A 24,049-nucleotide genomic window follows, 5' to 3' on the forward strand; every position below is an offset into this window, starting at 1 on the left:
TCTTGCCGTGGTCAACGTGACCAATGGTCCCGATGTTGACGTGCGGCTTGTTGCGTTCAAACTTTGCCTTTGCCATGTCGGCCTCCTATCGCGGGGCGCAGACGGTCCGCACCCCGGTTTTACATCCGCCGCGATGTATAAGCCCCCCGGCGAAAAATCAAGGGCAGGTCGCGCGCTTTGAAACCGGCTTGCCGCCGGGAACTTCTGGCGGTCAAATCGCGTTGCAATTCCGATAGATGCCGCCGGCCTGACGGTCAAGGCGGCCGAATGCAGGAGGAAGTCATGAGTCTGATGAAAACCCTCGCCCGCGTGGCCGCTGGTGTGATGCTGGCCAAGGGCATCGGTACGGTGATGAAGAACGCCCAGGGCGATCGTTCGCACGCGCCGACCCGCACCACCTCCAGCCGCCAGACCGGCGGTGGGATCCTGGGCGATCTTCTGGGCAACAATACCGGCCAGTCGAGCGGACGCAGCAGCGGTTCGGGTGGCCTGGGCGACATTCTGGGTCAGGTTCTGGGTGGCGGTGCTGCCGGCGGGGCCGGAACCGGGCGTCGCTATGGCGGGCCGAACTCGACCGGCGCGCAGGGCGGTCTGGGGGGCATCCTCGACAACCTGACCAACCAGGCCCGCAACAGCCGCAGCGGCAGCTCCGGCGGCGGTCTGGGTGACATCCTCGGCCAGCTGACCGGCGGCAGCAAGACGCGCTCCTCGTCCTCGGGCGGCGGCGGTCTGGGCGATATCCTCGGCGCAGTGCTGGGCGGCGCGGCCGGCGCAGGTGCGGCGGATGCGCTGTCGCGCAAGGGGTCGCAGCAGACCAATGACGCCAGCTTCGGCGAGCTGTTCAACGATTCGCTGCAGCGCGGGGACGAGCCCGAAGTGGCGCCGACCCCCGAACAGAATGCCGTCGCCGGGCTGATGCTGCGCGCGATGATTCAGGCCGCCAAGTCGGACGGCAAGATCGACGATGCCGAGAAACAGCGCCTGACCAGCGAGCTGGGTGATCTGGACGACGAAGAGCGTCAGTTCATCCGCGAGCAGATGGCCGCGCCGATCGATGCGCAGGGTCTGGCCCGCGAGGTCCCGTCGGGTCTCGAGGCGCAGGTCTATCTGATGTCGCTGATGGCGATCGATTTCGACAGCAAGGCCGAGGCGGAATACCTGCACAGCCTGGCGCAGGGTCTGGGGCTGAACCAGCAGGTGGTGAACCAGATCCACGAACAGGTCGGCGTGCAGAACCTTTACGCCTGACGGCACGATGACCGGCTGAACGTGACGCCGCGCGGGATCACCGCGCGGCTATCCGGCGTTCCTTCAGTAGCGCCGAGAACTCGGAAACTCCTGAAATCCAGTCACATTTTCGCCAGCACGCAGCTTGCAGTTGATCGGTGAAAAACCTCCTGCCAGACTGGTTGGACGGCCGAGAGCCGTCCAACAGGAGGTTTTGATGAAACTGTTCCTCGTTGCCGCCATCGCGGCCTTTCCCGTTCTTGCCCATGCCGACGCCGTCGAGGACGCGCTGGAAGCGCGGCAGGGCTACATGAAGATGCTGAGCATCAACATGGGCACGCTGGCCGGAATGGCCAAGGGTGACATCGCCTATGACGCCGCCGCCGCGACGCAGGCGGGCACCAATCTCGAGGCGCTGAGCCAATACGGCCTGCCGGCCCTGTTCATCGACGGCACCTCGACCGATGACGGCGTTGAGACCGAGGCGCTGCCGGCGATCTGGGCGAACAGCGAGGATTTCGCCACCAAGTTCGCCGGGCTGCAGGAGGCAGCAACCGGGGCCGGCGCGGCTGTCGGCGGCGGTCAGGAGGCCGTCGGGCCGGTGGTGCAGAAACTGGGCGAAGCCTGCAAGGCCTGCCACGATGACTACCGCAAGGACTGATCCCCCTGCCAAGACCGAGCGCGTCAGGATCTGGGACCCCCTGCTTCGGGGGTTCCACTGGCTTCTGGCGACACTGGTCATTGCGAACTGGCTGCTGGGTCAGGTCGGGCCAAATGACTTGACGCTACATTTCTACCTCGGCTACACGATCGCGGCGCTGCTGGTGTTTCGGGTGATCTGGGGCTTTGTCGGACCCGAGCCGGCGCGGTTCTCCAGCTTCCTGCGCGGTCCGGGCGCGATCCGCGATTACCTCGGCCACATGTTGCGCCGCGAGCCGAGCAATTGGCCGGGCCATAACCCGCTTGGCGGGCTGTCGGTCATCGCCATGCTTTTGGTGCTGATCTACCAGGTGGTGACCGGGCTGATTTCGGACCCCGAGGATTTCGTCAATGTCGGGCCGCTGGCCGGTGCGGTGGGCAGCGATATCGCCACCGAGGCACCGGGATGGCACGCGCTGGGCGCGAACCTGATCCTGATCCTTGTGCTGCTGCATGTGGGGATCATCCTCTTCTACCGCGTCTGGAAAAACGAGGACCTGGTCCGACCGATGATCACCGGCTGGAAATGGGTGCGGCGGCGTTAGGCCGCCCGCCTTCTTCACACCGGGATCATGGTCCCCTGCAGCATCGCGACGTGCTTTCGCGCCCCGCCGGTCTCGGCCCAGACATCGGCGGCGACGACCATGATGCGCCGGCCCGGCCGGATCACCCGGCCCTCGGCCACCAGCCGCTCGCCGATCGCGGGTGACATCAGGTTCAGCTTCATCTCGACCGTCATCACCTCGGCCTCGGCCGGCATCAGGGTCAGCGCGGCAAAGCCCGCCGCCGAATCGCCGATGGAAAAGGTCAGACCGGCATGACCCGCGCCCTGCTGCTGCAGGACCGTGGGCAGGATCGGCGCGGTGATGATGATGCGGCCCGGGCCGATCGCGGTCATCTCGGCCCCAAGCGTCTGCATCATCGTCTGGCGGTCAAAGCTGGCGCGCACCTTGGCGGCGATCTCGGGGGCGATCTCAGTCATCAAACAGATCCGTTCTGGGGGCCGCGAGCCCGAGATGGCGCCAGGCGCGTGGGGCAAGCTGGCGGCCGCGGGGGGTGCGGGCGATCAGGCCCTGCTGCAACAGGTAAGGCTCGATCACCTCTTCGATGGCATCGCGGCTTTCCGACAAGGCCGCCGACAGGGTTTCCACCCCGACCGGCCCGCCGCCGTAATGTTCGGCCATTAGCGTCAGGTAACGGCGGTCGGCACCGTCAAGGCCCAGATCATCGACGCCCAACCGGGTCAGCGCCGAATCGGCGATGGCGCGGTCCAGATGGCCATCGCCCTCGACCAGCGCGAAATCGACCACCCGACGCAACAGTCGCCCCGCGATGCGCGGCGTGCCACGGGCACGGCGGGCAATCTCCAGCGTGCCATCGGGATCGGCCTTGATCCCCATCATCCGCGCCGCGCGCTGGACGATCTGGTCGAGCTCGGCCACCTCGTAGAATTGCAGCCGGGTCGGAATGCCGAAACGGTCGCGGAGCGGCGTGGTCAAAAGTCCCAGCCGCGTGGTCGCGCCGACCAGCGTGAAGGGCTGCAGTTCGATCCGCACGGTGCGGGCGGCAGGACCCTCACCGATGACCAGATCCAGCTCGAAATCCTCCATCGCCGGGTATAGCACCTCCTCGACCGCCGGGTTCATCCGGTGGATCTCGTCGATGAAGAGGACATCGCGCGCTTCCAGATTGGTCAGGATCGCCGCCAGATCGCCCGCCCGGGCCAGAACCGGGCCCGAGGTCATGCGGAAATTCACCCCCAGTTCGCGCGCCATGATCTGCGCCAGCGTGGTCTTGCCCAGACCCGGCGGACCGTGGAACAGCGTGTGGTCCATCGCCTGCCCGCGCATCCGGGCGCTTTCGATGAAGACACGCAGGTTCGCCCGCGCCTCGGCCTGGCCGACGAAATCGGTCAGCGCCTGCGGGCGCAGCGCGCGGTCCTCTGGCTCGCCTTCAAGCCGTTCGGGGCGCAGGGTCGGGTCGGGCTGGTTCATTCCCGCCGCCTCAGCCACGCGCCATCGCCTGCAACCGGGCGATGCGTTCCTCGGTCGGCGGATGGGTCGAGAACAGCCGGTCGGCGCGCAAGGCGTGCAGCGGGTTGATGATGAACAAGGGCGCGGCAGCAGGGTTACGTTCGGCCGGGATGTTCAGCGTGCGACCGGCCAGCGTGGCGATGCGGGCCAGCGCGTTGGCCAGCGCCAGCGGCTGGCCGCTGATCTCGGCCCCCTCGCGGTCGGCCTCGAATTCGCGGGTGCGGGAAATCGCCATCTGCACCAGACCGGCGGCCAGCGGCGCGAAGATCATCGCAAGGATCGCGCCGAAGCCGCCGCCCCGGCTGTCGCGCCCGCCGGTGAACATCATCATGTTGCCCAGCATGGCGATGGCCCCGGCCAGTGTCGCGGTGACAGTCATGGTCAGCGTATCGCGGTTCTTGATATGGGCCAGTTCATGGGCAATGACGCCCGCCAGTTCCTCGCGCGGCATGTTAGCCAGCAGGCCTTGGGTTACTGCCACGGCAGCATTCTGCGGGTTGCGGCCGGTGGCAAAGGCATTCGGCTGTTCGGTCGCCAGCACATAGACGGCGGGCATCGGCAGGCCGGCACGCTGCGCCAGCGTCGCCACCATGTCGAAGAGTTCCGCCGCCGAGTTCCGGTCGACCTGAACCGCGTTCTGCTGGCGCAGCACCGCCTGGTCGCTGTTCCAATAGGACCAGAGGTTCATCGCCCCGGCCACGGCCAGCGCGATCACCGCCCCGCCCTGCCCGCCCAGCATCCAGCCAAGGAGCATCAGCAGGGCCGTCATCACGGCCATCAGGATGAAGGTGCGCGCGTTTCCGGCCATGTCTCTATCCTTTCGGTGCCAGACGTTTCAGCGAGGCCCGGATCAGCGCCGCCACCGCCGCCCCAGGTTCCTCGGCCTGCGACTGCGCCACCGCCGCCGCCGCCTCGGAGGGACCATAGCCCAGATTGGCCAGCGCCGACAGCGCATCCGCCGCCGCCTGCGCCGATTGCGCCCCAGCGCTTGGCGCGCGCGGTGCGGCCGGGGCTGTCACCGGGCCCGGAGCATCCGGTTCGACCAGTGCCGCGCCCTCGGCCTCGACCGTCAGATCGCCGCCAAGCGCCATGACCGCGGGGGCCTTGTCCTTCAGCTCCAGCACGACGCGCTGCGCCAGCTTCGGCCCGACACCCTGCGCCTTCCTGACCGCCGACCAATCGCCGATGGCGATGGCGCGGGCCAGTCCTTCCGGCCCCAGCGTGCCAAGGATCGCCAGCGACACCTTGGAGCCCACCCCCTGCACCCCGGTCAACAGCCGGTGCCATTCCTTCTCCAGCATCGTCGGAAAGCCGAAAAGCTGCAGCAGGTCCTCGCGCACCAGAAGATCGGTATAAAGCGCCACCGCCTGTCCCGCCGGCGGCAGGCTGGCGGCGGTGCGGTCGCTGACATGGACGATATAGCCCACCCCGCGCACATCGATCAGCACGTGATCGCGGGCGCGGTGCAGGATCACCCCGGCGATACGGCCGATCATGCGACCACCCGGATATTGCGGCCCTGCAGATGCCGGGCATGACAGATCGCGATGGCCAGCGCGTCCGCCGCATCGGGACTGTCGAACTGAACGCCCGGCAATTGGATGCGGACCATGTGTTGCACCTGCTCCTTGGCGGCATGGCCCACGCCCACCACCGTCTTCTTCACCGCGTTCGGGGCATATTCGCCGACCGCCAACCCGGCCTCGGCCGGTGCCAGAAGCGCGATCCCCCGCGCCTGACCCAGCTTCAGCGTGCCGACAGCATCCTTGTTCACAAAGGTCTGCTCGACCGCCGCCGCATCCGGCGCATGGGCCACGATCACCGCGCAAAGCCCGCGATAGAGCGCGACCAGCCGCGGCCCCAGATCGCCGCCCTCGGAATGGATCACCCCGTTCGCGACATGGCGCAGACGCGAGCCGTCGACGGCGATCACGCCCCAGCCCATGTTCCGCAAACCCGGGTCGATGCCCAGTACCCGCATGACTGCCCTCTCTTTTTTCCAAGGGTTAGCACGAAAGGCGAACATCGCCTAGAGGCTGATGCGCGGTCGCGGGAGATCGGGTTGACACTGGCACGCCATCCCCGCAAGAGATTCAATAACCAGAAGAAACCAGCCTGAACGGGGAAGACGATCGAATGTCGCCAGCTCTCATCGCCATGCTGCCTTTCATCGGAGCCTTGCTGCCCGGCCTCCTGATCCGATCAGGACGCGACGTGGCGGCGATCAGCTGCGGCACGGCGACATTGATCGCATTGATCGGGCTTTTGCTGCACATCCCCGAGATCCTGAATGGTGGTGTCGTCACCACCAGCTTCTCGTGGCTGCCGCAGATCGGGCTGGCCGCCAGCTTCCGCGTCGACGGGCTGGGGCTCTTGTTCGGCATCCTGATCCTCGGGATCGGACTTCTGATCATCACCTATGCCCGGTTCTACCTGTCGCGGAAGGACCCGGTCGGCAAGTTCTATACCTACCTGATGCTGTTCCAGGGTGCGATGATGGGCATCGTGCTGTCGGACAACATCCTGCTTTTGCTGGTGTTCTGGGAGCTGACCTCGCTGAGTTCGTTCCTGCTGATCGGCTACTGGCGGCATCTGCCCGACGGCCGGCAAGGCGCGCGCATGGCGCTGACCGTGACCGGGATGGGCGGGCTGGCGATGATCGCCGGGATGCTGATCCTCGGCCAGATCGCCGGCAGCTACGAGATCGGCGACATCCTGCAGGCCAAGGAGGCCATCCAGGCGAGCCCTTGGTATTTCCCGGCGCTGATCCTGATCCTTCTGGGCGCCTTCACCAAATCGGCGCAGTTCCCGTTCCATTTCTGGTTGCCCCACGCGATGGCCGCGCCGACGCCGGTTTCGGCCTACCTGCACAGCGCCACCATGGTGAAAGCCGGGCTGTTCCTGATGGCGCGGCTCTGGCCGGTTCTGTCCGGGACGCCGGAATGGTTCTGGATCGTCTCGACCACCGGCCTGATCACCATGCTGCTCGGCGCCTTCATCGCGCTCTTCAAGGATGATCTGAAGGCCCTGCTGGCCTTCTCGACCGTCAGCCATCTGGGACTGGTGACGATGCTGCTGGGCTTTGGCACGCCCGAGGCCGCCGTCGCTGCGGTCTTCCACATCATCAACCACGCGACCTTCAAGGCCGCCCTGTTCATGACCGCCGGGATCGTCGATCACGAGACGCATACCCGCTCGATCGCGCGGCTTGGCGGCCTGCGCAAGCTGATGCCGATCACCTTCGCCATCGGCACCATCGCCGCGCTGTCGATGGCCGGGGTGGCACCGCTGAACGGCTTCATCTCGAAAGAGATGATGCTCTACGAGGTCGATCATCTCGAGCGCGCGCGGCAGGTCTTCATGGTCATCGCCACGCTGGCCGCCACCTTCTCGGTCGCCTATTCGCTGCGCTTCATCTTCCATGTCTTCCTTGGCCCGGTGCGCGACGACTATCCGCACAAGCCGCATGATCCGGGGCTCGGCATGTGGATCGGGCCGGCCTTCCTCGTCTCGCTTGTGATCCTGATCGGCCTGTTCCCGAACACAATGGCCGGCTGGCTGGTCGATGCCTCGGCCACGGCCGTCACCGGCGAGGCGCAGCATGCCGAGCTGGCGCTTTGGCACGGGGTGAACAATGCGCTGATCATGTCGGGCATCGCACTGGTCGGCGGCGCGATCCTGCTGTCGGTCTACCCGGCGGCGCAGGCGATCTGGCGCGCCGGCCCCCATCCCGAGGCCAAGACCATGTTCCAATGGCTGATCGGCCAGACGGTGCTGGGCGCGCGCAACCTGACCAATGGCATCACCGACGGCACAATGCCCCGCGCGCTGGCGGCCTTCACGCTGACCTCGGTCTTCTGCGGCGCGCTGGCCTGGTCCACCGGCGCGGTCGGCCCGGTGACGCGGCCGATGCTGCCGCTTGAACTGGTGCCGGTCATCGGCTGGATCATGCTGATCGTCGCCACCGGCTGCATGGTGGCCTTCCACCGCTATCGCCTGCTGGCCTTGGTGCTGGTGGGCATCGTCGGGCTGATCGTCTCGGTCGGTTTCGCCTATTTCTCGGCCCCCGACCTCGCGCTGACGCAGATCTCGGTCGAGATCGTCACCGTGATCCTGCTGCTTCTGGCGCTGAACTTCCTGCCCAAGCGCACCGCGGTCGAGACCACCAGCCGCCGACGCGGCACCGATGCCTTCATCGCCACTCTGGCGGGGGTGGGTTTCGGCGCGCTGGCCTATGCGATGATGCGGCGCGACGTCGCCTTTGACAGCATCGCCGGATACATGCTGGAAACCAGCTACAAGAAGGGCGGCGGCGACAACGTCGTGAACGTCATCCTGGTAGACTTCCGGGGCTATGATACCTTCGGCGAGATCACCGTTCTGGGCATCGCCGCGCTGGTCATCTATGCGCTGACCGAGACACTGCTGCAGGGCAAATCCTCGCGCCGGCTGCGCAACTGGGTGCGCGATTACCGCCGCGCCGGCGACCGTCACCCGCTGATGCTGGTGGTGGCGACGCGGATGCTGCTGCCGATCTCGCTGGTCGTCGGCATCTATATCTTCCTGCGCGGCCATAACGAGCCGGGCGGCGGCTTCATCGCCGGCCTGGTCGTCGCCATCGCCTTCCTGATGCAATACATGGCCTCGGGCTTTGGCTGGGCGATGGACCGCCAGCGCGTGCCCTATCACGCCATGATCGGCGCGGGCGTGGTGGCGGCGGCGATCACCGGCGTCGGGGCATGGTTCAACGGCCGGCCCTTCCTCACCTCGGATTACGGCTATTTCAAGCTGCCCTTCCTCGAAGAGTTCGAGCTGGCGACAGCGATGGGCTTTGACCTCGGCGTGTTCCTCTGCGTCGTCGGCGCGGTGATGCTGGCGCTGAACTCGCTGTCGCGGATCGCCCGCCATGCCGGGGGCACGGTGAATGCCGATCCGATGGACAATATCGACACCAAGGACATGACCGGAAAGGAGGCGCACTGATGGAGGCCCTTGTTGCAACGGCCATTGGCGCGCTGACGGCTGCCGGCGTCTACCTGATCCTGCGCCTGCGGAGTTTCGCGGTGGTGCTGGGCATGACCATGCTGACCTATGCGATCAACATCTTCCTGTTCACCTCGGGCCGGCTGGTCATCAACCAGCCCCCGATCCTGCGCGACCATTCCGGCAATATCACCGGCTATACCGACCCGCTGCCGCAGGCGCTGGTGCTGACCGCCATCGTGATCTCGTTCGGGATGACCGCCGTGGTGGTGATGATGGCGCTTGGCGCCTTCATCGAGGGCGGGGACGATTACATCAACATGCCCGAGGAAGACCGCAACATGCCGCCGCTGCTGACGGTGGAGGCTGAAGAAGAGTCGGAGATCGCCGGCCAGACGAAGGGTGGCAGCGCATGAATCACTGGATCATTGCCCCGGTTCTCCTGCCGGCCCTTTTCGGCGCGCTCATCATCCTGTGGATGCGGCATGACCTGCTGCTGCAGCGGACCTTCGGCATCATCGGCTCGCTGTTCCTGCTGGGCACCGCCATCTACCTGAACGTGCTCGCCGCCGGCGGCGAGGTGCAGGTCTATCGCCTTGGCAACTGGGCCGCGCCCTTCGGCATCGTACTGATGCTGGACCGGCTGTCGGCGATGATGCTGCTGCTGACGGGCTTTCTGGCGACGGTGGTGCAGCTTTACGCCTTCGGCTCGGGCTGGGACCGCAAGGGCTGGCATTTCCATGCGCTCTGGATGTTCCAGCTGATGGGCCTGAACGGCGCCTTCCTGACCGGCGACGCCTTCAACCTGTTCGTCTTCTTCGAGGTGCTGCTGATCGCCAGCTATGGGTTGATGATCCATGGCGGCGGGCCGATGCGGCTGCGCGCGGGCGTGCAGTACATCAGCTACAACCTCGCCGGCTCGACGCTGTTCCTGGCGGCGCTGGGGGCGATCTATGCCTCGACCGGCACGCTGAACATGGCCGATCTGGCGCAGCGCGTAGCCGCGCTGCCACCCGATGATACCGGCCTTCTGCGGGTCGGCGCGGTGCTGCTGCTGATCGTCTTCGGCGTCAAGGCGGCGTTGGTGCCGCTGCATTTCTGGCTGCCCTCGACCTATGCCAACGCCCCGGGACCGTCCTCGGCCCTCTTCGCCGTGATGTCCAAGGTCGGCATCTATGCCATCATCCGCTTCTTCACCCTGGTCTTCCCGAATGACTCGGTGGTCGAGCATCTGGCGACGAACCTGCTGCTGCCGGCGGCACTGGCCACGCTGATCCTCGGGCAACTGGGCGTCTACGGCACGCGCAGCCTGACGCGGCTGGCGGCCTATGCGGCCATCGGCTCGATCGGCACGCTGACCATCGCCATCGCCCGTTTCGACGAGACCGGGCTGACGGCGGGGATGTATTACCTGATCCATTCGACACTGGCGGCCGGCGCGCTGTTTCTGGTCGTCGACATGATCGCGGCACGGCGCGGCGGCGATGTCTGGATAAGGCTGCGCCCGACCTTCCCGAATACCGGGCTTCTGTCGGTGCTGTTCTTCGCCACAGCCATCGCCGTGGTGGGCCTGCCGCCGCTCTCGGGCTTCATCGGCAAGCTGTTGGTGATGCAGGCCACTGCCGACGATGAATGGATGCCGTGGATCTGGGCGATCATCCTGATCACCTCGCTGATTGCACTGGTCGCCTTTGGTCGCGCCGGCTCGACCCTTTTCTGGAAGTCGCACGAGCTCGACCCCGAGCCGGACAACGACACCGACGAGGGGCCGCGCCCGAAACCCGGGCCGATCCTGCACAAGCTGGAAACCGACGAGCATATTCAGGACGTGGACGATTCCGCCTCGCCGGCCCTCGCCTTCACCTCGGTCGGGTTGCTGCTGGCCGGGCTGGTGGCGCTGACCATCTTTGCCGGGCCGGTGACGGATTATCTGGCGCGCACCGCCGCGCAGCTGCATGATATCGACAGCTACATACAGCCGGTCCTGCACCAGCAGGAGGATACGAAATGATCTGGCGCCTGTTCCCCCATCCGCTGCTGTCGATCCTTCTGACGCTGGTCTGGATGCTGCTGGTCAACCGCTTTGCCTGGGGCTCGCTGGTCTTTGCGGTGATCCTTGCCACCATCATCCCGATCCTGATCGCGCCCTACTGGCCCGACCGTCCCCGCATCCGCCGGCCGATCAAGTTCCTGGCCTATTCGGCGCTGGTGGTCTGGGACATCATCGTCGCCAATATTCAGGTGGCGCGGATCGTGCTGTTCATGCCCAATCGCAAGCTGCAGCCGGCCTGGGTCAATGTGCCCCTGGAACTGACCGCCCCCGAAGCGATCGCAGTTCTGGGCGGCACCATCACGCTGACCCCCGGCACCGTCACCTGCGATGTCTCGGACGAGGGGCGCGCGCTGCTGGTCCATTGCCTGCACGCCCCCGACCCGGATGCGGTGCGCGATGACATCAAGTCCCGCTACGAGGCCCGGCTGAAGGAGATCTTCGAATGATCGATTACGCGCTCTATTTCGCCTTCGCTTGCTTCGGCCTCGGCCAGCTGTTCTGCCTCTACCGCGTGGTCATCGCGCCCGGCGTCAGCGACCGCGTGCTGGCGCTGGACACCATGACCATCAACATGATCGCGCTCTTGACGCTGTTCGGTATCCTGCATGGCACGGGGATGTATTTCGAGGCGACGCTCTTGTTCGCCATGGTGGGCTTCGTCTCGACGGTGTCTTACGCCAAGTTCATCCTGCGCGGCGACGTGATCGAATAAGGGGCTGACCGATGGACATGTTTCTGGAAATCCTGATCTCGGCCCTGCTGGTCATCGGCGGCATTTTTGGCGCTGTTGGCTCTTACGGGCTGGTCAAGCTTCCCGACCCGATGACCCGGCTGCACGCGCCGACCAAGGCCGCGACGCTTGGCGTGGGCAGCGTGCTCTTTGCCTCGCTTCTGTGGTTCGGCTTCTTCAGCGAACAGTCCAGCTGGCACGAGCTGCTGATCATCCTGTTCATCTTCCTGACGGCGCCGATCACCGGGCTGATGATCGCCAAGTCGCATATCCACCGCAGCTGGCAATGGCATGAATTGCCGAAGCCCAAGCCGGACGAGAACTGGGCGACCTGCGCCCCGGACCGCGAAGAGCCCGAGGCGGAACACCAGAAGGCGATGGGATAAGCGCAGGTTGCGAAGGCGGCTCAGGCCGCCTTCAGCCGCTCGATGGCGCCGCGTTCGTCGGCAAAGGTCGCGCCGCTTTCCAAGAGCCGGACCAACTGCGTCACAAAGCCCGCATCCAGCAGCTTCAGGCGTGCGATCTGGGTGTCGCTTAGCAGCTTCACATATTCCAGCGCCACATCGTCGCTGTCGGTCGGATGGGCCTTTTCCAGCCGGTCGAAGATCGACCGCAGCCGGCGCACATTGTCGCCCTGCTTGGCGCAGAATTTCGCCAGCCCCTTCTCGTCGAGGCTGAAGGTCATCCCCCAGCTGCCCCAGCGAAAGCGGTTGACCACAAATTCGCCATCTTGCTCGGCATACCACTTGAAGCCATGGACCACCGGAAAGCCGTGGCTGAAACTATAGCCGACCTTGCTGCTGGTCAGATCCGCGCGCAGGTCCAGCATGCTGACCGGATCGAAGGTAAAGGCATAGTTGGTGCGCCGGATCCCCGGCGGCCAATAGCGGCAGGGCGAGCCGAAGCTGTTCACCTCGAGCCCCGAGATCGCCTGCGTGCCCTTGGCGAGCGCCACGGCGGTCAGTGCGTTCGAGGTGATCAGATTGCCCTGGCTGTGGCAATAGATCGGCGCGCCCAGCATCGCGCCCTGCCCCACCAGCAAGCGATAAAGCGATTGCGTCGCCTTGTTCGACCCCAACAGCGAGCCGACATAGTCGACCTTGCTCAGGCCCGGCTGCGCCTTCCTCACCAGCTGGTATTCGACCTCGATCAGTTTCGACCAAGCCTCGAAGCCGCTTGGCCGCTGCGCCTGGATCGCGCTCAGCCGCAGCTTGTCGGTCAGGCATTGCCACAGGTCGGCGGCAAATCCGACCTTGGCGTTATAGACGCCATAGACCGGCGCCCCCATCATCAGCGACAGCGCCATCGCGCTTTCCACGTGATGCGAAGGATCGTTCATCATGCCGTTGACGAAGATCACCGGCTTCGACGGATTGAACCAGGCCTTGTCACGAACCTCGGGCGAGACGAAACGGGTGACATCCCCATCTTCCCCCGGCACCGTTCCCTGCCGGATATTCACCGCTTGCATCCTGTCTCCCAACAACTTGTTAAAACGCGATTAGCCCGCAGGCTAGCGCAGGCGGATGACACGGGGAAGACCAAATCCGGGCTGCCCGCGCGCCCTATTCCTCGACCACATCCAGCACGCCCGGCACCGCGCGCAGCGCCTGCCGCGCCGGCGTACTGACCGGCATGTCGCCCGCCACCTCGATCTCGACCAGCCGCGCGCCGTCCTTGACCCGCAGCCGGATCGCCCCGCGCGAGCGCGGTCCGGCCTTGATCTCGTCCATGATCCGCGCCAGCACCTCGGCGACGCGCGGCACCGCCTCGACCTCGGCCAGTTCCACCGCCAGCGCGCCCGCCCCGGCATCGGCCACCGCATCCTCGAGGCGCTGCACCGAATTGGCGAGCATCTTCACCTGGTCCGCCGCCGGTTCGACCTTGACCTGAAGGACCACGTTCTCGCCCGGCTCCAGAAGGTCGCGGGAACTGGTCAGCAGGTCCGAGAAGCAGGTGATCTCGTAAAGCCCGGTCGGGTCGGACAGGCTGACAAAGGCGAAGGGCGTGCCCTTGGCCGATTTGCGCTCCTGCCGCGCCGAGACGGTGCCGGCGATCATCGCGACGAGAGGCCCGCCCTCGGCCTCGGCGGCGATCTCGGCCAGCGTCATCACCTTCTTGCGCTTCAAGGCCGGCAAATAGTCATCAAGCGGATGCCCCGACAGATAGAAGCCAATGGCCTTGTGCTCCTCGCCCAGCTTCTCGGTCGGCAGCCAGACCGGCGCGATGGGCGTGCGTGGCGGCGGCAGGTCCTCGCCCCCGCCGAACAGCGAGGTCTGGTTCGAAGCGGCCTGATCCTGAACCGCCGCCGACCACGCCACCAGCCCGTCCAGCGATTTCAGCACCCGTGCCCGGTTGCTGTCCAGCAGGTCAAAGGCCCCGGCCCGCGCCAGCCCTTCCAGTGCCTTCTTGCCAACCCGGCGCATGTCCACCCGGCGGGCGAAGTCATGGATGTCACGGAAGGTCTTATCCCCGCGCGCCTCGTGGATCAGCCGCATGGCCTCAAGACCGACGCCCTTCAGCGCACCGAGGGCATAATGGATGCGCCCCTCCTGCACGGTGAATTTCGGTGCCGAACGGTTCACGCAGGGCGGCACGATCTCGATCCCCATGCGGTCGCATTCGCGCTTGTAGATGGCCAGCTTGTCGGTCAGGTGGATATCGCAGTTCATCACCGCCGCCATGAACTCGACCGGGTGATTGGCCTTCAGCCAGGCCGTCTGATAGCTGACCACGGCATAGGCCGCCGCGTGGGATTTGTTGAAGCCGTAATTGGCGAACTTCTCCAGCAGGTCGAAGACCTCGCCGGCCTTCTTCGGCTCGACCCCCTGCGCCACCGCGCCATCGACGAATTTCGGCCGTTCCTTGGCCATCTCCTCGGCGATCTTCTTGCCCATGGCGCGGCGCAGCAGGTCGGCCCCGCCGAGGCTGTAACCCGCCATCTCCTGCGCGATCTGCATCACCTGTTCCTGATAGACGATGATGCCCTGCGTCTCGGCGAGGATATGGTCGATGCTCGGATGCAGCGATTCCAGCTCGCGGAGGCCGTTCTTGACCTCGCAATAGGTCGGAATGTTCTCCATCGGGCCGGGACGATAGAGGGCGACCAGCGCAACGATATCCTCGATGCAGGTCGGCCGCATGCGGCGCAGCGCGTCCATCATGCCCGAACTTTCCACCTGGAACACCGCGACGGTGCGAGCGCTGGCGAAGAGATCGTAGCTGGCCTTGTCATCCAGCGGAATGGCGTTGATCTGGTTCACCGCCCCCTCGGGCGGCTGGAAAAGCTCGCGCCCGTCGGCGGCGACATGCAGGGGCCGGCCACCGCCATTGATCAGATCGACGGCGTTCTGGATCACGGTCAGGGTCTTCAGCCCCAGAAAGTCGAACTTCACCAGACCGGCCTGCTCGACCCATTTCATGTTGAACTGCGTCGCCGGCATGTCCGAACCCGGATCGCGGTACAGCGGCACCAGCCGGTCCAGTGGCCGGTCGCCGATCACCACCCCGGCAGCATGGGTCGAGGCGTTGCGATACAGACCCTCGAGCTGCTCGGCATAATCCAGAAGCCGGCCGACAACCTCCTCCTTCGCCGCTTCGCGCAGGCGCGGTTCCTCGGCCCGGGCCTTGGTGACGCTCACCGGCTTCACCCCCTCGACCGGGATCATCTTCGACAGCCGGTCAACCTGCCCGAACGGCAGTTGCAGCACGCGGCCGACGTCGCGCACCGCCGCCTTGGACAAGAGCGCACCGAAGGTGATGATCTGGCCGACCTTGTCGGACCCGTATTTCTCCTGCACGTAACGGATCACCTCTTCGCGGCGGTCCATGCAGAAGTCGATATCGAAGTCGGGCATCGAGACCCGTTCCGGGTTCAGGAAGCGTTCGAACAGCAGCGAATAGCGCAGCGGGTCGAGGTCGGTGATGGTCAGCGCATAGGCGACAAGGCTGCCCGCGCCCGAGCCCCGCCCCGGCCCCACCGGAATGTCGTGATCCTTGGCCCATTTGATGAAATCGGCCACGATCAGGAAATAGCCGGGAAAGCCCATCTGCTCGATGATGCCCAGTTCGAACTCCAGCCGCGCCTCATAATCCGCGACGCTGACGGCATGGGGAATGACCTTCAGCCGCTCGGCCAGCCCCTCTTTGGCCTGCTGGCGCAATTCCTCGACCTCGTTCTCGGCAAAGCGCGGCAGGATCGGTGGGTGCTTGGCCACCGCGAAGGCGCAGCGGCGGGCGATTTCGACGGTGTTCTCCAGCGCCTCGGGCAGATCGGCAAACAGCACCGCCATTTCCTCGGCGGATTTGAAATAATGCTGCGGTGTCAGCCGGCGGCGGGGCTGCGGCTGGTCAACATAGGCCTTTTCGGCAATGCAGATCAGCGCGTCATGCGCCTCGTACATCGCCGGCTTGGGGAAATAGACATCGTTGGTCGCCACCAGCGGCAGCGCCTTGTCATAGGCCAGCCGGATCAATCCGGCCTCGCTGGCCGCCTCGGCCGCCATCAGCGCGCCGTTCTCGCCCGGATGCCGCTGCAATTCGACATAGAGCCGCGTCGGAAAGGCCGCCGCCAGCCGCTCGGCCAGCACCTCGGCATCCGCCATCTTGCCCTGCGCGACCAGTTGCCCCAGCGGACCCGTGGCGCCGCCCGTCAGCAGGATCAGCCCCTCGGCATGGGCGCACAGCTCGTCCAGCATCACATGCGGCAAGCTGCCATCCTTGCGCAGGTAAAGGGCCGAATTCAGCGCCATCAGGTTCAGCCAGCCCGCCTGATTCTGCGCCAGCGCCACCACCGGGCCAGTCACTCCGGCCTCAAGCGTTAACTGGCAGCCGATGATCGGCTGCACGCCTGCATCCTTGGCCTTCACGCTGAATTCCAGCGCCGCGAACATGGCGTTGGTGTCGGTCAGCGCGACCGCCGGCATGCCCTTCTCGGCCGCCAGCTTCGCCAGCTTGGCCACTGGGATCGCACCCTCCAGCAGCGAATGCTCGGAATGCGTGCGCAGGTGAATGAATCGGGGTGATTTATCGGGCATGGCGCGACACTATCCCTGACCTGTCCAACTGTGCAATTGCCTCACATGGGATTTCCGCGCTATCAAAACAATGATTTGACCAAGGGGACAAATTTGGCAGAGACGGCGGTGTTCCGGGCCGAGAGGATCGGCAAATCCTATCCCGGCGTTCGCGCCAATGACGACGTCTCCTTTGCCGTCGCCCCGGGCGAGATTCATGCGCTTCTGGGCGAGAACGGGGCCGGAAAATCCACGCTGGTCAAGATGATCTATGGCCTCGTCCGACCCGATGACGGGCAGATGTTCCTGATGGGCCAGCCGCATCACCCCGCCGATCCGCGGGCCGCCCGCGCTGCCGGCGTGGCGATGGTGTTCCAGCATTTCTCGCTGTTCGACGCACTGACCGTGGCCGAGAATATCGCGCTGGGGATGGAGAACCCGCCCCCGCGCCGCACCCTGTCCGATCGCATCACCCAGGTCAGCCACGAGTTCGGCCTGCCGCTGAATCCGGCGCGCCGCATCGCCACCCTGTCGGCGGGCGAGCGACAGCGGGTCGAGATCATCCGTTGCCTGTTGCAGAACCCGCGCCTGCTGATCATGGACGAACCGACCTCGGTCCTGACCCCGCAAGAGGCGGAACTGCTGTTCGCGACCCTGCGCAAGCTGGCGGGTCAGGGCACGGCGATCCTTTATATCAGCCACAAGCTCGAGGAAATCCGCGCCCATTGCGACCGCGCCACCATCCTGCGCGGCGGCAAGGTGATGGGCAGCGCCGATCCCCGCGCCCATTCCGCCCGCGAACTGGCGGCGATGATGGTGGGCGGCCAGATGCGCGAGATCGACCGCTCGGGCCGGGTGGCTGGAGATGTGCTGCTGCAGATGGAAAATGTTTCCGCGCCTGCACCCTCGGCCGAAGGCACGGCGCTGAAAGGCATCTCGCTGGCCGTCCGGTCCGGCGAAATCCTCGGCATCGGCGGGGTGGCCGGCAACGGACAGGAGGAATTGCTGTCGGTCCTCTCGGGCGAGGTGCTGACCCGCCCCGGTTCGGTCACACTGGAAGGCCGCGACCTGTCGCAGGCTGGCCCCGAGGCGCGGCGTCTGGCCGGGCTTCTGGCTGCGCCCGAGGATCGGCTGGGTCATGCGGCGGTGCCCGATTTCAGCCTGACCGACAACACGTTGCTGACCGCCGGCGGGCGCAAGGTGCTGGTGCGCAACGGCATGATCGACCATCGCGCCGCCCGCGCCTTTGCCGAAGAGGTCATCAAGGGTTACGACGTGCGCACCCCCGGCCCCGGCACGGCAGCGCGGGCGCTGTCCGGCGGCAACCTGCAGAAATTCGTCATCGGCCGCGAAGTGATGCAGGCCCCGCGCGTCCTCGCGGTGAACCAGCCCACTTGGGGCGTCGATGCCGGGGCCGCCGCCGCCGTGCGCCAGTCGCTGCTGGACCTCGCCCGCGCGGGTGCCGGTGTCATCGTCATCTCTCAGGATCTGGACGAACTGATGGAGCTTTCCGACCGCTTCTGCGCCCTGAACGAAGGCCGCCTCAGCGATCCGCGCCCGACCGAGGGGCTGACGCTGGATGAGATCGGGCTGATGCTGGGCGGGGCACATGGCATGGCCGAGGCGCAGATATGATGATGCTCATCCCCCGGACCGAGACCTCGACCGGCTGGCAGATCGCCACCCCGATCATGGCGGTGCTGGCAACCATGATTACCGGCGGGTTGCTGTTCGCGATCATGGGCTATGACCCGGTCGCCGCCATCCGCACCATCTTCTGGGACCCGCTCTTCGGCCCGGCCGCCAGCTATTCCCGGCCGCAGCTTCTGGTGAAGGCCGGGCCGCTGATCCTGATCGCCTCGGGCCTTGCCATCGGCTTTCGCGCCGGAATCTGGAACATCGGGGCCGAGGGGCAATATATCATCGGCGGCATCTGCGGCGCGGCGGTGGCGCTGGCGGCCTATCCCGGCGAGCATTGGTGGCTGTTCCCCGCCATGATCGCGGCGGGCGCCTTCGGAGGCTGGGCCTGGGCGATGATCCCGGCGATGCTTCGCAACCGGTTCGGCGCATCCGAGATCCTCGTCTCGCTGATGCTGGTCTACGTGGCACAGAAGGTCGCCGCATGGATGGCCTTTGGACCCTTGAAGAACCCCGAGGGCTTCGGCTTTCCCGGCTCGCGCAACCTGCAGCAATATCCCTCGGCCTCGAACCCCGAACTGATTGCCGGGACCGGCGCGCATTGGGGCGTCTTTGCTGCCGCGCTGGCGGTGCTGGCGACCTGGGTGCTGATGAGCCGCCATATCCGCGGCTTCCACATTCGCGCCGCCGGCCTTGCCCCCCGCGCCGCCCGTTTCGCCGGGGTCCGGCCCGAAACACTGGTCGCCTTCTGCCTCGGCCTCTCGGGCGCGCTGGCCGGTCTGGCCGGCATCTTCGAGGCCGCCGGCCCTGCCGGCCAGATCACCGACAGCTTCGGCTCGGGCTATGGCTTCACCGCGATCATCGTGGCCTTCCTGGGCCGGCTGAACCCGGTGGGCATCCTGCTGGCGGGCTTGCTTCTGGCGCTGACCTATATCGGCGGGGAACTGGCGCAGCTGACCATGCAGCTGCCCGCCGCGACGGTTCAGGTGTTCCAGGGGATGCTGCTGTTCTTCCTGCTGGGCTTTGACCTGCTCACGCGATTCCGCATCACCCGCGGGGTGCCGGCATGATCGACCTGACCACGCTGATCCCGATGCTGATGGCGGCCTCGACGCCGATCCTGTTCGCCGCGCTTGGCGAGTTGATCGTGGAGCGCGCGGGCGTGCTGAACCTCGGCGTCGAGGGGATGATGATCGTCGGCGCGCTGGCTGGCTTTGCCACCGCCGTCGCCACCGGCAATCCCTATCTGGGCTTTGTTGCTGCCGCCGTCGCTGGCGCCGCTGTCTCGATGGTCTTCGCGCTGCTGACGCAGGTGCTTCTGGCCAACCAAGTCGCATCCGGGCTTGCCCTGACCATGTTCGGCCTCGGCCTCGCGGCGCTGTTCGGCAAGGCCTATGAGGGGATCAAGGCACCCGCCATGGGGCCGGGGCCGCTGGGGCTCAACTGGATCGTCTGGCTGGGCCTCGCCTCGGTCCCCGCGATCTGGTGGTTCCTCAATCGCACGCGGCCTGGGCTGATTCTGCGCGGCGTGGGCGAAAACCATGATGCCGCCCATGGTCTCGGCCATCCGGTGCGCCGGGTCCGCACCGGTGCCATCGCCTTCGGCGGCGCCATGGCCGGGATCGGCGGGGCGTTCATCTCGATCGCCATCGTGCTGCAATGGACGGAAGGCATGACCGCCGGGGCCGGCTGGATCGCGCTGGCGATCGTCGTCTTCTCGAACTGGACCGCGCCCGGCGTGCTGGCGGGTGCGTGGCTTTTCGGCGGCGTCACCGTGCTGCAACTTCGGCTGCAGGCGGCGGGGGTCGCGGTGCCGGTGCAGCTGCTCAGCATGGCGCCTTACCTCGCCACCATCCTTGTCCTCGTCCTCATTTCCGCCCGGCAGAAATTCAGCCGCCGCGCGGGGCTTGGCGCGCCCGGATCTTTGGGCCAGAATTTCCACGCACTGCGCTGAGACGCAGAACCAACAGGAGAAAGACCATGAAACGCAGACAACTTCTGGCCTCGGCCGCCGCCCTTGGCGCCATGTCGCTGGCCATTCCGGCCTTCGCGCAGGATGAGAAGCTGAAGGTCGGCTTCATCTATGTCGGCCCCGTGGGCGATGGCGGCTGGACCTATCAGCACGATCTCGGCCGGCAGGCGATCGAGGCCGAATATGGCGACAAGATCGAGACCACCTTCATCGAAAGCGTGCCCGAGGGCGCCGATGCCGAACGCGCGCTGACCCAGCTGGCGCTGGCCGGCAACAAGCTGATCTTCGCCACCAGCTTCGGCTTCATGGATGCGGTTGTGAACGTCGCCGCCAAGTTCCCGGACGTGAAATTCGAGCACGCCACCGGCTACAAGCGCGCCGACAACGTCGCCACCTATGACGCGCGCTTCTACGAAGGCCGCGCCGTCATCGGCACCATCGCCGGGCGCATGACCAAGTCGAACAAGATCGGCTATATCGGCAGCTTCCCGATCCCCGAAGTCATTCAGGGCATCAACTCGGCCTATATCCACGCGAAGAAGGTCAACCCCGATGTCGAGATGAAGGTCGTCTGGGTCTATAGCTGGTTCGATCCCGCGAAAGAGGCCGATGCCGCCGCCGCACTGATCGCCGAGGGCGTCGATGTGTTCATGCAGCACACCGATTCCACCGCGCCGCTGGCCAAGGCGCAGGAGGCCGGGGCGCTCGGCTTTGGTCAGGCCTCCGACATGGCGAATTTCGCGCCCTCGCCGCGGATCTCGTCGATCATCGACAACTGGGCGCCCTATTACATCAAGCGCGTCGGCGCGGCGCTGGATGGCAGCTGGAAGTCCGAAGGCACCTGGGCCGGGATCGGCGATGGCGAGGTGGTGATCGGCGAGATCACCGAAACCGTGCCCGCCGAGGTCAAGGCCGAGGCCGAGGCGCTGCGCGACCAGATCGCCTCGGGCGCCTATCACCCCTTCACCGGCCCGCTGAAAAAGGCCGATGGCAGCGACTGGCTGGCCGAAGGCGCGGTGGCATCGGACGAGGAGCTGTCGGGAATGAACTTCTTCGTCGAAGGCATCACCGCGCAGATTCCGCAGTAAGCTGCGGTTCCCGAGAAGATCGACGCCCCGCCTTTGCGGCGGGGCGTTTTCGTTGAGGCAGAGGGCCAGCGCCGGCCCGTGGGTTGGCATCGGGGCGGATCGCCGGTGCGCTTTATGGCACCAAGCCCCTCTCCTGCCTGAACTCGGGACTGACGCATCCAAGCGCCAGCCCGCCGGACGGGCCGGCGCTGGCCCGGGCCGCTGGCGCGGCGCATCCGGGCCGGGCGCATCGCTTACCCCCTTCGGAACGGCCCCCAATCCGCGATCTCCGCAATCTCTGCGCCCACCGCGCTGCGCTCCTGATCCAGATACTGCGCCAAGGCGCGCAGAAACCCCGGGTCCTGCACCCAATGCAGAGAATGGATCTCGACCGGCAGATAGCCCCGCGCCAGCTTGTGTTCGCCCTGCGCCCCGGCCTCGACCCGCGCCAGACCCTGTGCGATGGCGAAGTCGATGGCCTGATGATAGCAAAGCTCGAAATGCAGGAAGGGGTGATCCTCGACGCAGCCCCAATAGCGGCCATAGACCGTATCCGCACCGATGAAGTTCAGCGCCCCGGCGATGGGCCTGCCCTCGCGCTCGGCCAGAACCAGCAAGATATCGTCGCGCATGGTCTGATGGATCTGGTCGAAGAAGGCGCGGGTCAGGTAGGGCCGGCCCCATTTGCGGCTGCCGGTATCCTGATAGAAGCGCCAGAAGGCATCCCAATGCTCGGGCTGGATCTGGTCGCCGGTCAGCTGCCGGATGGTGCCGCCAAAGCCCTGCGCCCGCTCGCGTTCCTTCCGCAGTGCCTTGCGCTTGCGAGAGGACAGATCGGCCAGAAAGGCGTCGTAATCGGCGTAGTCCCGGTTCACCCAATGATATTGCTGGGTGGTGCGCGGCAGGAATCCGGCCTCGGCGCCCAGTTCCGCCTCGCCCTCGGTGCAAAAGGTCACATGCACGCCCGAGGCCCCCACCCGCTCGGCAATCTGCGCCATGCCGGCCAGCAGCGCCTGTTTCACCCCCGGATCGGGCGACAAGAGGCGCGGGCCGGTGGCCGGAGTGAAGGGCACGGCGCATTGCAGCTTGGGGTAATAGTGACCGCCCGCGTGCTCATAGGCATCGGCCCAGGCATGGTCGAAGATGTATTCGCCCTGGCTGTGTGACTTGGCATAAAGGGGCGCCACCCCGATCAGCGCGCCGTCCCGTCGAGCCGCCAGATGCAGCGGCTGCCAGCCGGTGCCGCGCCCGACCGAACCCGAGGCTTCCAGCGCATGCAGGAACCGGTGCGAGGTAAAGGGATGCGGGCCGGCCAGCCGGTCCCAGTCTTCCGCCGGGATCGTGCTGATGTCGGAATGGGTCTCGATGCTGATCGCGTCACTGCTCATGCGCCCAGAGATAAGGCGGGAATCCGGGATTGTCAGGGGGCAGCGTCTGCACGGGCTGGTGAGCGGTGGCCCGCGTCAGTCGGGGGCGATGTCGAAATGCAGCACGTCCTCGCGCTCTCCAAGCCCGGTGTAAAGCGCGATGGCCGGATCGTCGCCGTGATCGGCCTGCACGTAGATCACCCAAGCGCCGCGCGCGCGGGCGATCTGGCGCAGATGCTCGATCAGCGCGGTGGCGATGCCCTGACGGCGATGGTCCGCGCTGACGGCGAGGTCATAGATATAGATCTCGCTGCGGCGCTGCTCGAGCTTTGGCAGGTCATAGGCGACCAGCCCGCCGGTCACTGTCCCGCCCTCTTCCGCGATCAGAACGATGGCCTGCCCGCGCGTCAGCAACTCCGACAGATAGGCGTCATCGGGCGGGTTCGCCTGATAGCTGCCGGGATCGTCAAAGACCTGTGCGAAGAGCCGGTTCAGCGCCCGCGCCCGTGGCAGGTCCTCGGGGCCGAGCTGGCGGATGGTGATCGGTGCGTAGGACATGGTCCCAGACTAATCCGACCGATCGGTTCGGCCAAGTTCCGCTGGGGTTTTCGCGCCCCCGATGACAGTTTTTGCCGCCCGTGCAACCATCGCCCGGATCGGCAACAGGGGCAGCGTCATGAGTGATGAACTTCGCGGAAGCTGCCATTGCGGCGGGCTGACCTGGGTGTTTCGCGGCCAGCCCGAGGCGGCGACGATCTGCAACTGCACTCTCTGCCGTCGCTATGGTGTGCTTTGGGCCTATGATATCGAGGGCAAGCGGATCGAGGTGCAGGGCCGCAACATGGCCTATATCTGGGGCAGCGAGTCGATCGGCTTTCATTTCTGCCCCGATTGCGGCTGCGTCGCCTATTGGCGCGCCCTCGCCCCGCCCGAGGATGGGCGGCGGCGGATCGCGGTGAACTTGCGGCTGGCCGAGCCAGAGGCAGTCGAGGCGATCCCGCTCTATCGCTTCGACGGGTTCGACAGTTTCGACGACCTGCCGCCCGATGGCAGCTGCGTTCGGGACAGATGGTTCTGATTTGAGCCAGTTGCCGGCTTGACTTTTGACACGTCATGCCCCAGATGACCCAAGTTCGCTGCGCCGCCGCGTGAGCCGGCAGCGCCCATTTCTCCGCCAGATCGCGGACGGGCGCATCAGCGACAAGATATCCCGGTTCCCATCACGCAGGGTTCTAGACGCAGGGTTCGAATGCGCCGAAGCGCCG

General features: G+C 66.1%; 24 protein-coding genes. 15 read left to right on the forward strand and 9 right to left on the reverse strand.

The features are described 5' to 3' along the window. The 4 genes from Q1A36_RS17265 to Q1A36_RS17280 form a co-directional block, all read left to right on the forward strand. On the forward strand, positions 1-181 hold a 181-nt coding region (locus Q1A36_RS17265; protein WP_299846740.1), incomplete at its 5' end, for a hypothetical protein. Positions 182-282: 101 nt separating this feature from the next. Further along, on the forward strand, positions 283-1,248 hold the full coding sequence (locus Q1A36_RS17270) for a tellurite resistance TerB family protein (protein WP_299846742.1): 966 nt from the start codon (positions 283-285) through the stop codon (positions 1,246-1,248). A gap of 196 nt (positions 1,249-1,444) precedes the next feature. Then, positions 1,445-1,888 carry a cytochrome c gene (locus Q1A36_RS17275; protein ID WP_299846744.1) on the forward strand — a complete coding sequence of 148 codons (444 nt, stop codon included), beginning with the start codon at positions 1,445-1,447 and terminating at the stop codon, positions 1,886-1,888. After that, the gene (locus Q1A36_RS17280; RefSeq protein ID WP_299846746.1) at positions 1,869-2,471 is read left to right on the forward strand and encodes a cytochrome b/b6 domain-containing protein; all 603 of its coding nucleotides are present in this window, start codon (positions 1,869-1,871) and stop codon (positions 2,469-2,471) included. The genes Q1A36_RS17275 and Q1A36_RS17280 overlap by 20 nt, the downstream gene beginning before the upstream one ends. Before the next feature lie 14 nt (positions 2,472-2,485). Here the strand turns inward: Q1A36_RS17280 and Q1A36_RS17285 are convergent, their stop codons facing one another. The 5 genes from Q1A36_RS17285 to ruvC are packed head-to-tail and all read right to left on the reverse strand — an operon-like array spanning position 2,486 to position 5,940. Then, positions 2,486-2,908, reverse strand: a complete 423-nt coding sequence (locus tag Q1A36_RS17285) for a PaaI family thioesterase (RefSeq protein WP_299846748.1) — start codon at positions 2,906-2,908, stop codon at positions 2,486-2,488. Then, positions 2,901-3,920 carry a Holliday junction branch migration DNA helicase RuvB gene (gene ruvB / locus Q1A36_RS17290; RefSeq protein WP_299846750.1) on the reverse strand — a complete coding sequence of 340 codons (1,020 nt, stop codon included), beginning with the start codon at positions 3,918-3,920 and terminating at the stop codon, positions 2,901-2,903. The genes Q1A36_RS17285 and ruvB overlap by 8 nt, the downstream gene beginning before the upstream one ends. Before the next feature lie 10 nt (positions 3,921-3,930). Then, on the reverse strand, positions 3,931-4,767 hold the full coding sequence (locus Q1A36_RS17295; RefSeq protein WP_299846752.1) for a M48 family metalloprotease: 837 nt from the start codon (positions 4,765-4,767) through the stop codon (positions 3,931-3,933). Positions 4,768-4,771: 4 nt separating this feature from the next. After that, positions 4,772-5,455: a Holliday junction branch migration protein RuvA gene (gene ruvA, locus Q1A36_RS17300; protein WP_299846754.1), complete on the reverse strand. Its 684-nt coding sequence runs from the start codon at positions 5,453-5,455 to the stop codon at positions 4,772-4,774. Then, entirely contained in the window at positions 5,452-5,940 is a 489-nt protein-coding gene (ruvC, locus tag Q1A36_RS17305) for a crossover junction endodeoxyribonuclease RuvC (protein WP_299846756.1), read from the reverse strand. The genes ruvA and ruvC overlap by 4 nt, the downstream gene beginning before the upstream one ends. Before the next feature lie 155 nt (positions 5,941-6,095). Here ruvC and Q1A36_RS17310 point away from each other — a divergent pair, with 155 nt between their 5' ends. Genes Q1A36_RS17310 through Q1A36_RS17335 form a run of 6 tightly spaced genes read left to right on the forward strand, consistent with a single transcriptional unit; the run spans position 6,096 to position 12,111 of the window. Then, positions 6,096-8,942 carry a monovalent cation/H+ antiporter subunit A gene (locus Q1A36_RS17310; RefSeq protein WP_299846758.1) on the forward strand — a complete coding sequence of 949 codons (2,847 nt, stop codon included), beginning with the start codon at positions 6,096-6,098 and terminating at the stop codon, positions 8,940-8,942. Beyond that, positions 8,942-9,358 (forward strand): Na+/H+ antiporter subunit C, encoded by a 417-nt coding sequence (locus Q1A36_RS17315; RefSeq protein WP_299846759.1) that lies wholly within the window; start codon positions 8,942-8,944, stop codon positions 9,356-9,358. The genes Q1A36_RS17310 and Q1A36_RS17315 overlap by 1 nt, the downstream gene beginning before the upstream one ends. Next, positions 9,355-10,953 (forward strand): monovalent cation/H+ antiporter subunit D, encoded by a 1,599-nt coding sequence (locus tag Q1A36_RS17320; RefSeq protein WP_299846761.1) that lies wholly within the window; start codon positions 9,355-9,357, stop codon positions 10,951-10,953. Before Q1A36_RS17315 ends, Q1A36_RS17320 begins: the two co-directional genes overlap by 4 nt. Next, on the forward strand, positions 10,950-11,441 hold the full coding sequence (locus Q1A36_RS17325; RefSeq protein ID WP_101752506.1) for a Na+/H+ antiporter subunit E: 492 nt from the start codon (positions 10,950-10,952) through the stop codon (positions 11,439-11,441). The genes Q1A36_RS17320 and Q1A36_RS17325 overlap by 4 nt, the downstream gene beginning before the upstream one ends. Further along, complete coding sequence (locus Q1A36_RS17330; protein ID WP_299846765.1) at positions 11,438-11,707, forward strand: K+/H+ antiporter subunit F; 270 nt, start codon at positions 11,438-11,440, stop codon at positions 11,705-11,707. Before Q1A36_RS17325 ends, Q1A36_RS17330 begins: the two co-directional genes overlap by 4 nt. Before the next feature lie 17 nt (positions 11,708-11,724). Beyond that, positions 11,725-12,111, forward strand: coding sequence for a Na+/H+ antiporter subunit G (locus Q1A36_RS17335; RefSeq protein WP_299846850.1), 387 nt, complete (start codon positions 11,725-11,727; stop codon positions 12,109-12,111). 20 nt (positions 12,112-12,131) lie between these two features. Here the strand turns inward: Q1A36_RS17335 and Q1A36_RS17340 are convergent, their stop codons facing one another. Then, positions 12,132-13,187 carry a hypothetical protein gene (locus Q1A36_RS17340; protein ID WP_299846767.1) on the reverse strand — a complete coding sequence of 352 codons (1,056 nt, stop codon included), beginning with the start codon at positions 13,185-13,187 and terminating at the stop codon, positions 12,132-12,134. A 103-nt stretch (positions 13,188-13,290) separates the two neighbouring features. Beyond that, positions 13,291-16,761, reverse strand: a complete 3,471-nt coding sequence (gene dnaE / locus Q1A36_RS17345; protein ID WP_299846769.1) for a DNA polymerase III subunit alpha — start codon at positions 16,759-16,761, stop codon at positions 13,291-13,293. 93 nt (positions 16,762-16,854) lie between these two features. Here dnaE and Q1A36_RS17350 point away from each other — a divergent pair, with 93 nt between their 5' ends. From Q1A36_RS17350 to Q1A36_RS17365, 4 genes are read left to right on the forward strand one after another with little or no spacing between them, the layout of a single operon-like run. Beyond that, complete coding sequence (locus tag Q1A36_RS17350) at positions 16,855-18,375, forward strand: ABC transporter ATP-binding protein (protein WP_299846771.1); 1,521 nt, start codon at positions 16,855-16,857, stop codon at positions 18,373-18,375. Then, on the forward strand, positions 18,372-19,448 hold the full coding sequence (locus Q1A36_RS17355; protein WP_299846773.1) for an ABC transporter permease: 1,077 nt from the start codon (positions 18,372-18,374) through the stop codon (positions 19,446-19,448). Before Q1A36_RS17350 ends, Q1A36_RS17355 begins: the two co-directional genes overlap by 4 nt. Continuing rightward, positions 19,445-20,332 carry an ABC transporter permease gene (locus Q1A36_RS17360; RefSeq protein WP_299846774.1) on the forward strand — a complete coding sequence of 296 codons (888 nt, stop codon included), beginning with the start codon at positions 19,445-19,447 and terminating at the stop codon, positions 20,330-20,332. Before Q1A36_RS17355 ends, Q1A36_RS17360 begins: the two co-directional genes overlap by 4 nt. A 26-nt stretch (positions 20,333-20,358) precedes the next feature. Further along, the gene (locus Q1A36_RS17365) at positions 20,359-21,438 is read left to right on the forward strand and encodes a BMP family ABC transporter substrate-binding protein (protein ID WP_299846776.1); all 1,080 of its coding nucleotides are present in this window, start codon (positions 20,359-20,361) and stop codon (positions 21,436-21,438) included. 233 nt (positions 21,439-21,671) lie between these two features. Here Q1A36_RS17365 and Q1A36_RS17370 read toward each other — a convergent pair whose 3' ends face one another. Both Q1A36_RS17370 and Q1A36_RS17375 read right to left on the reverse strand, forming a co-directional pair. Beyond that, entirely contained in the window at positions 21,672-22,805 is a 1,134-nt protein-coding gene (locus Q1A36_RS17370) for a GNAT family N-acetyltransferase (protein WP_299846778.1), read from the reverse strand. Between the two features lie 75 nt (positions 22,806-22,880). Then, entirely contained in the window at positions 22,881-23,342 is a 462-nt protein-coding gene (locus Q1A36_RS17375; RefSeq protein WP_299846780.1) for an AAC(3)-I family aminoglycoside N-acetyltransferase, read from the reverse strand. A 118-nt stretch (positions 23,343-23,460) separates the two neighbouring features. On the opposite strand from Q1A36_RS17375, the gene Q1A36_RS17380 reads away from it, so the two are divergent. After that, positions 23,461-23,862, forward strand: a complete 402-nt coding sequence (locus tag Q1A36_RS17380; RefSeq protein ID WP_299846782.1) for a GFA family protein — start codon at positions 23,461-23,463, stop codon at positions 23,860-23,862. Positions 23,863-24,049: the final 187 nt, after the last annotated feature.

The sequence above is a fragment of the uncultured Paracoccus sp. genome, assembly GCF_947487305.1.
In the GTDB taxonomy this organism is placed as follows: domain Bacteria; phylum Pseudomonadota; class Alphaproteobacteria; order Rhodobacterales; family Rhodobacteraceae; genus Paracoccus.

Excerpts from the sequence above, each read along its gene's own strand:
- Q1A36_RS17280 (WP_299846746.1), top strand. The coding sequence starts at position 1,869 with ATGACTACCGCAAGGACTGATCCCCCTGCCAAGACCGAGCGCGTCAGG.
- Q1A36_RS17370 (WP_299846778.1), bottom strand. The coding sequence starts at position 22,805 with ATGAGCAGTGACGCGATCAGCATCGAGACCCATTCCGACATCAGCACG.
- Q1A36_RS17335 (WP_299846850.1), top strand. The coding sequence starts at position 11,725 with ATGTTTCTGGAAATCCTGATCTCGGCCCTGCTGGTCATCGGCGGCATT.
- ruvC (WP_299846756.1), bottom strand. The coding sequence starts at position 5,940 with ATGCGGGTACTGGGCATCGACCCGGGTTTGCGGAACATGGGCTGGGGC.
- Q1A36_RS17375 (WP_299846780.1), bottom strand. The coding sequence starts at position 23,342 with ATGTCCTACGCACCGATCACCATCCGCCAGCTCGGCCCCGAGGACCTG.
- Q1A36_RS17360 (WP_299846774.1), top strand. The coding sequence starts at position 19,445 with ATGATCGACCTGACCACGCTGATCCCGATGCTGATGGCGGCCTCGACG.
- Q1A36_RS17380 (WP_299846782.1), top strand. The coding sequence starts at position 23,461 with ATGAGTGATGAACTTCGCGGAAGCTGCCATTGCGGCGGGCTGACCTGG.
- Q1A36_RS17320 (WP_299846761.1), top strand. The coding sequence starts at position 9,355 with ATGAATCACTGGATCATTGCCCCGGTTCTCCTGCCGGCCCTTTTCGGC.
- Q1A36_RS17270 (WP_299846742.1), top strand. The coding sequence starts at position 283 with ATGAGTCTGATGAAAACCCTCGCCCGCGTGGCCGCTGGTGTGATGCTG.
- Q1A36_RS17275 (WP_299846744.1), top strand. The coding sequence starts at position 1,445 with ATGAAACTGTTCCTCGTTGCCGCCATCGCGGCCTTTCCCGTTCTTGCC.
- Q1A36_RS17355 (WP_299846773.1), top strand. The coding sequence starts at position 18,372 with ATGATGATGCTCATCCCCCGGACCGAGACCTCGACCGGCTGGCAGATC.
- Q1A36_RS17295 (WP_299846752.1), bottom strand. The coding sequence starts at position 4,767 with ATGGCCGGAAACGCGCGCACCTTCATCCTGATGGCCGTGATGACGGCC.
- ruvB (WP_299846750.1), bottom strand. The coding sequence starts at position 3,920 with ATGAACCAGCCCGACCCGACCCTGCGCCCCGAACGGCTTGAAGGCGAG.
- dnaE (WP_299846769.1), bottom strand. The coding sequence starts at position 16,761 with ATGCCCGATAAATCACCCCGATTCATTCACCTGCGCACGCATTCCGAG.
- Q1A36_RS17330 (WP_299846765.1), top strand. The coding sequence starts at position 11,438 with ATGATCGATTACGCGCTCTATTTCGCCTTCGCTTGCTTCGGCCTCGGC.
- Q1A36_RS17315 (WP_299846759.1), top strand. The coding sequence starts at position 8,942 with ATGGAGGCCCTTGTTGCAACGGCCATTGGCGCGCTGACGGCTGCCGGC.
- Q1A36_RS17285 (WP_299846748.1), bottom strand. The coding sequence starts at position 2,908 with ATGACTGAGATCGCCCCCGAGATCGCCGCCAAGGTGCGCGCCAGCTTT.
- Q1A36_RS17310 (WP_299846758.1), top strand. The coding sequence starts at position 6,096 with ATGTCGCCAGCTCTCATCGCCATGCTGCCTTTCATCGGAGCCTTGCTG.
- ruvA (WP_299846754.1), bottom strand. The coding sequence starts at position 5,455 with ATGATCGGCCGTATCGCCGGGGTGATCCTGCACCGCGCCCGCGATCAC.
- Q1A36_RS17365 (WP_299846776.1), top strand. The coding sequence starts at position 20,359 with ATGAAACGCAGACAACTTCTGGCCTCGGCCGCCGCCCTTGGCGCCATG.
- Q1A36_RS17325 (WP_101752506.1), top strand. The coding sequence starts at position 10,950 with ATGATCTGGCGCCTGTTCCCCCATCCGCTGCTGTCGATCCTTCTGACG.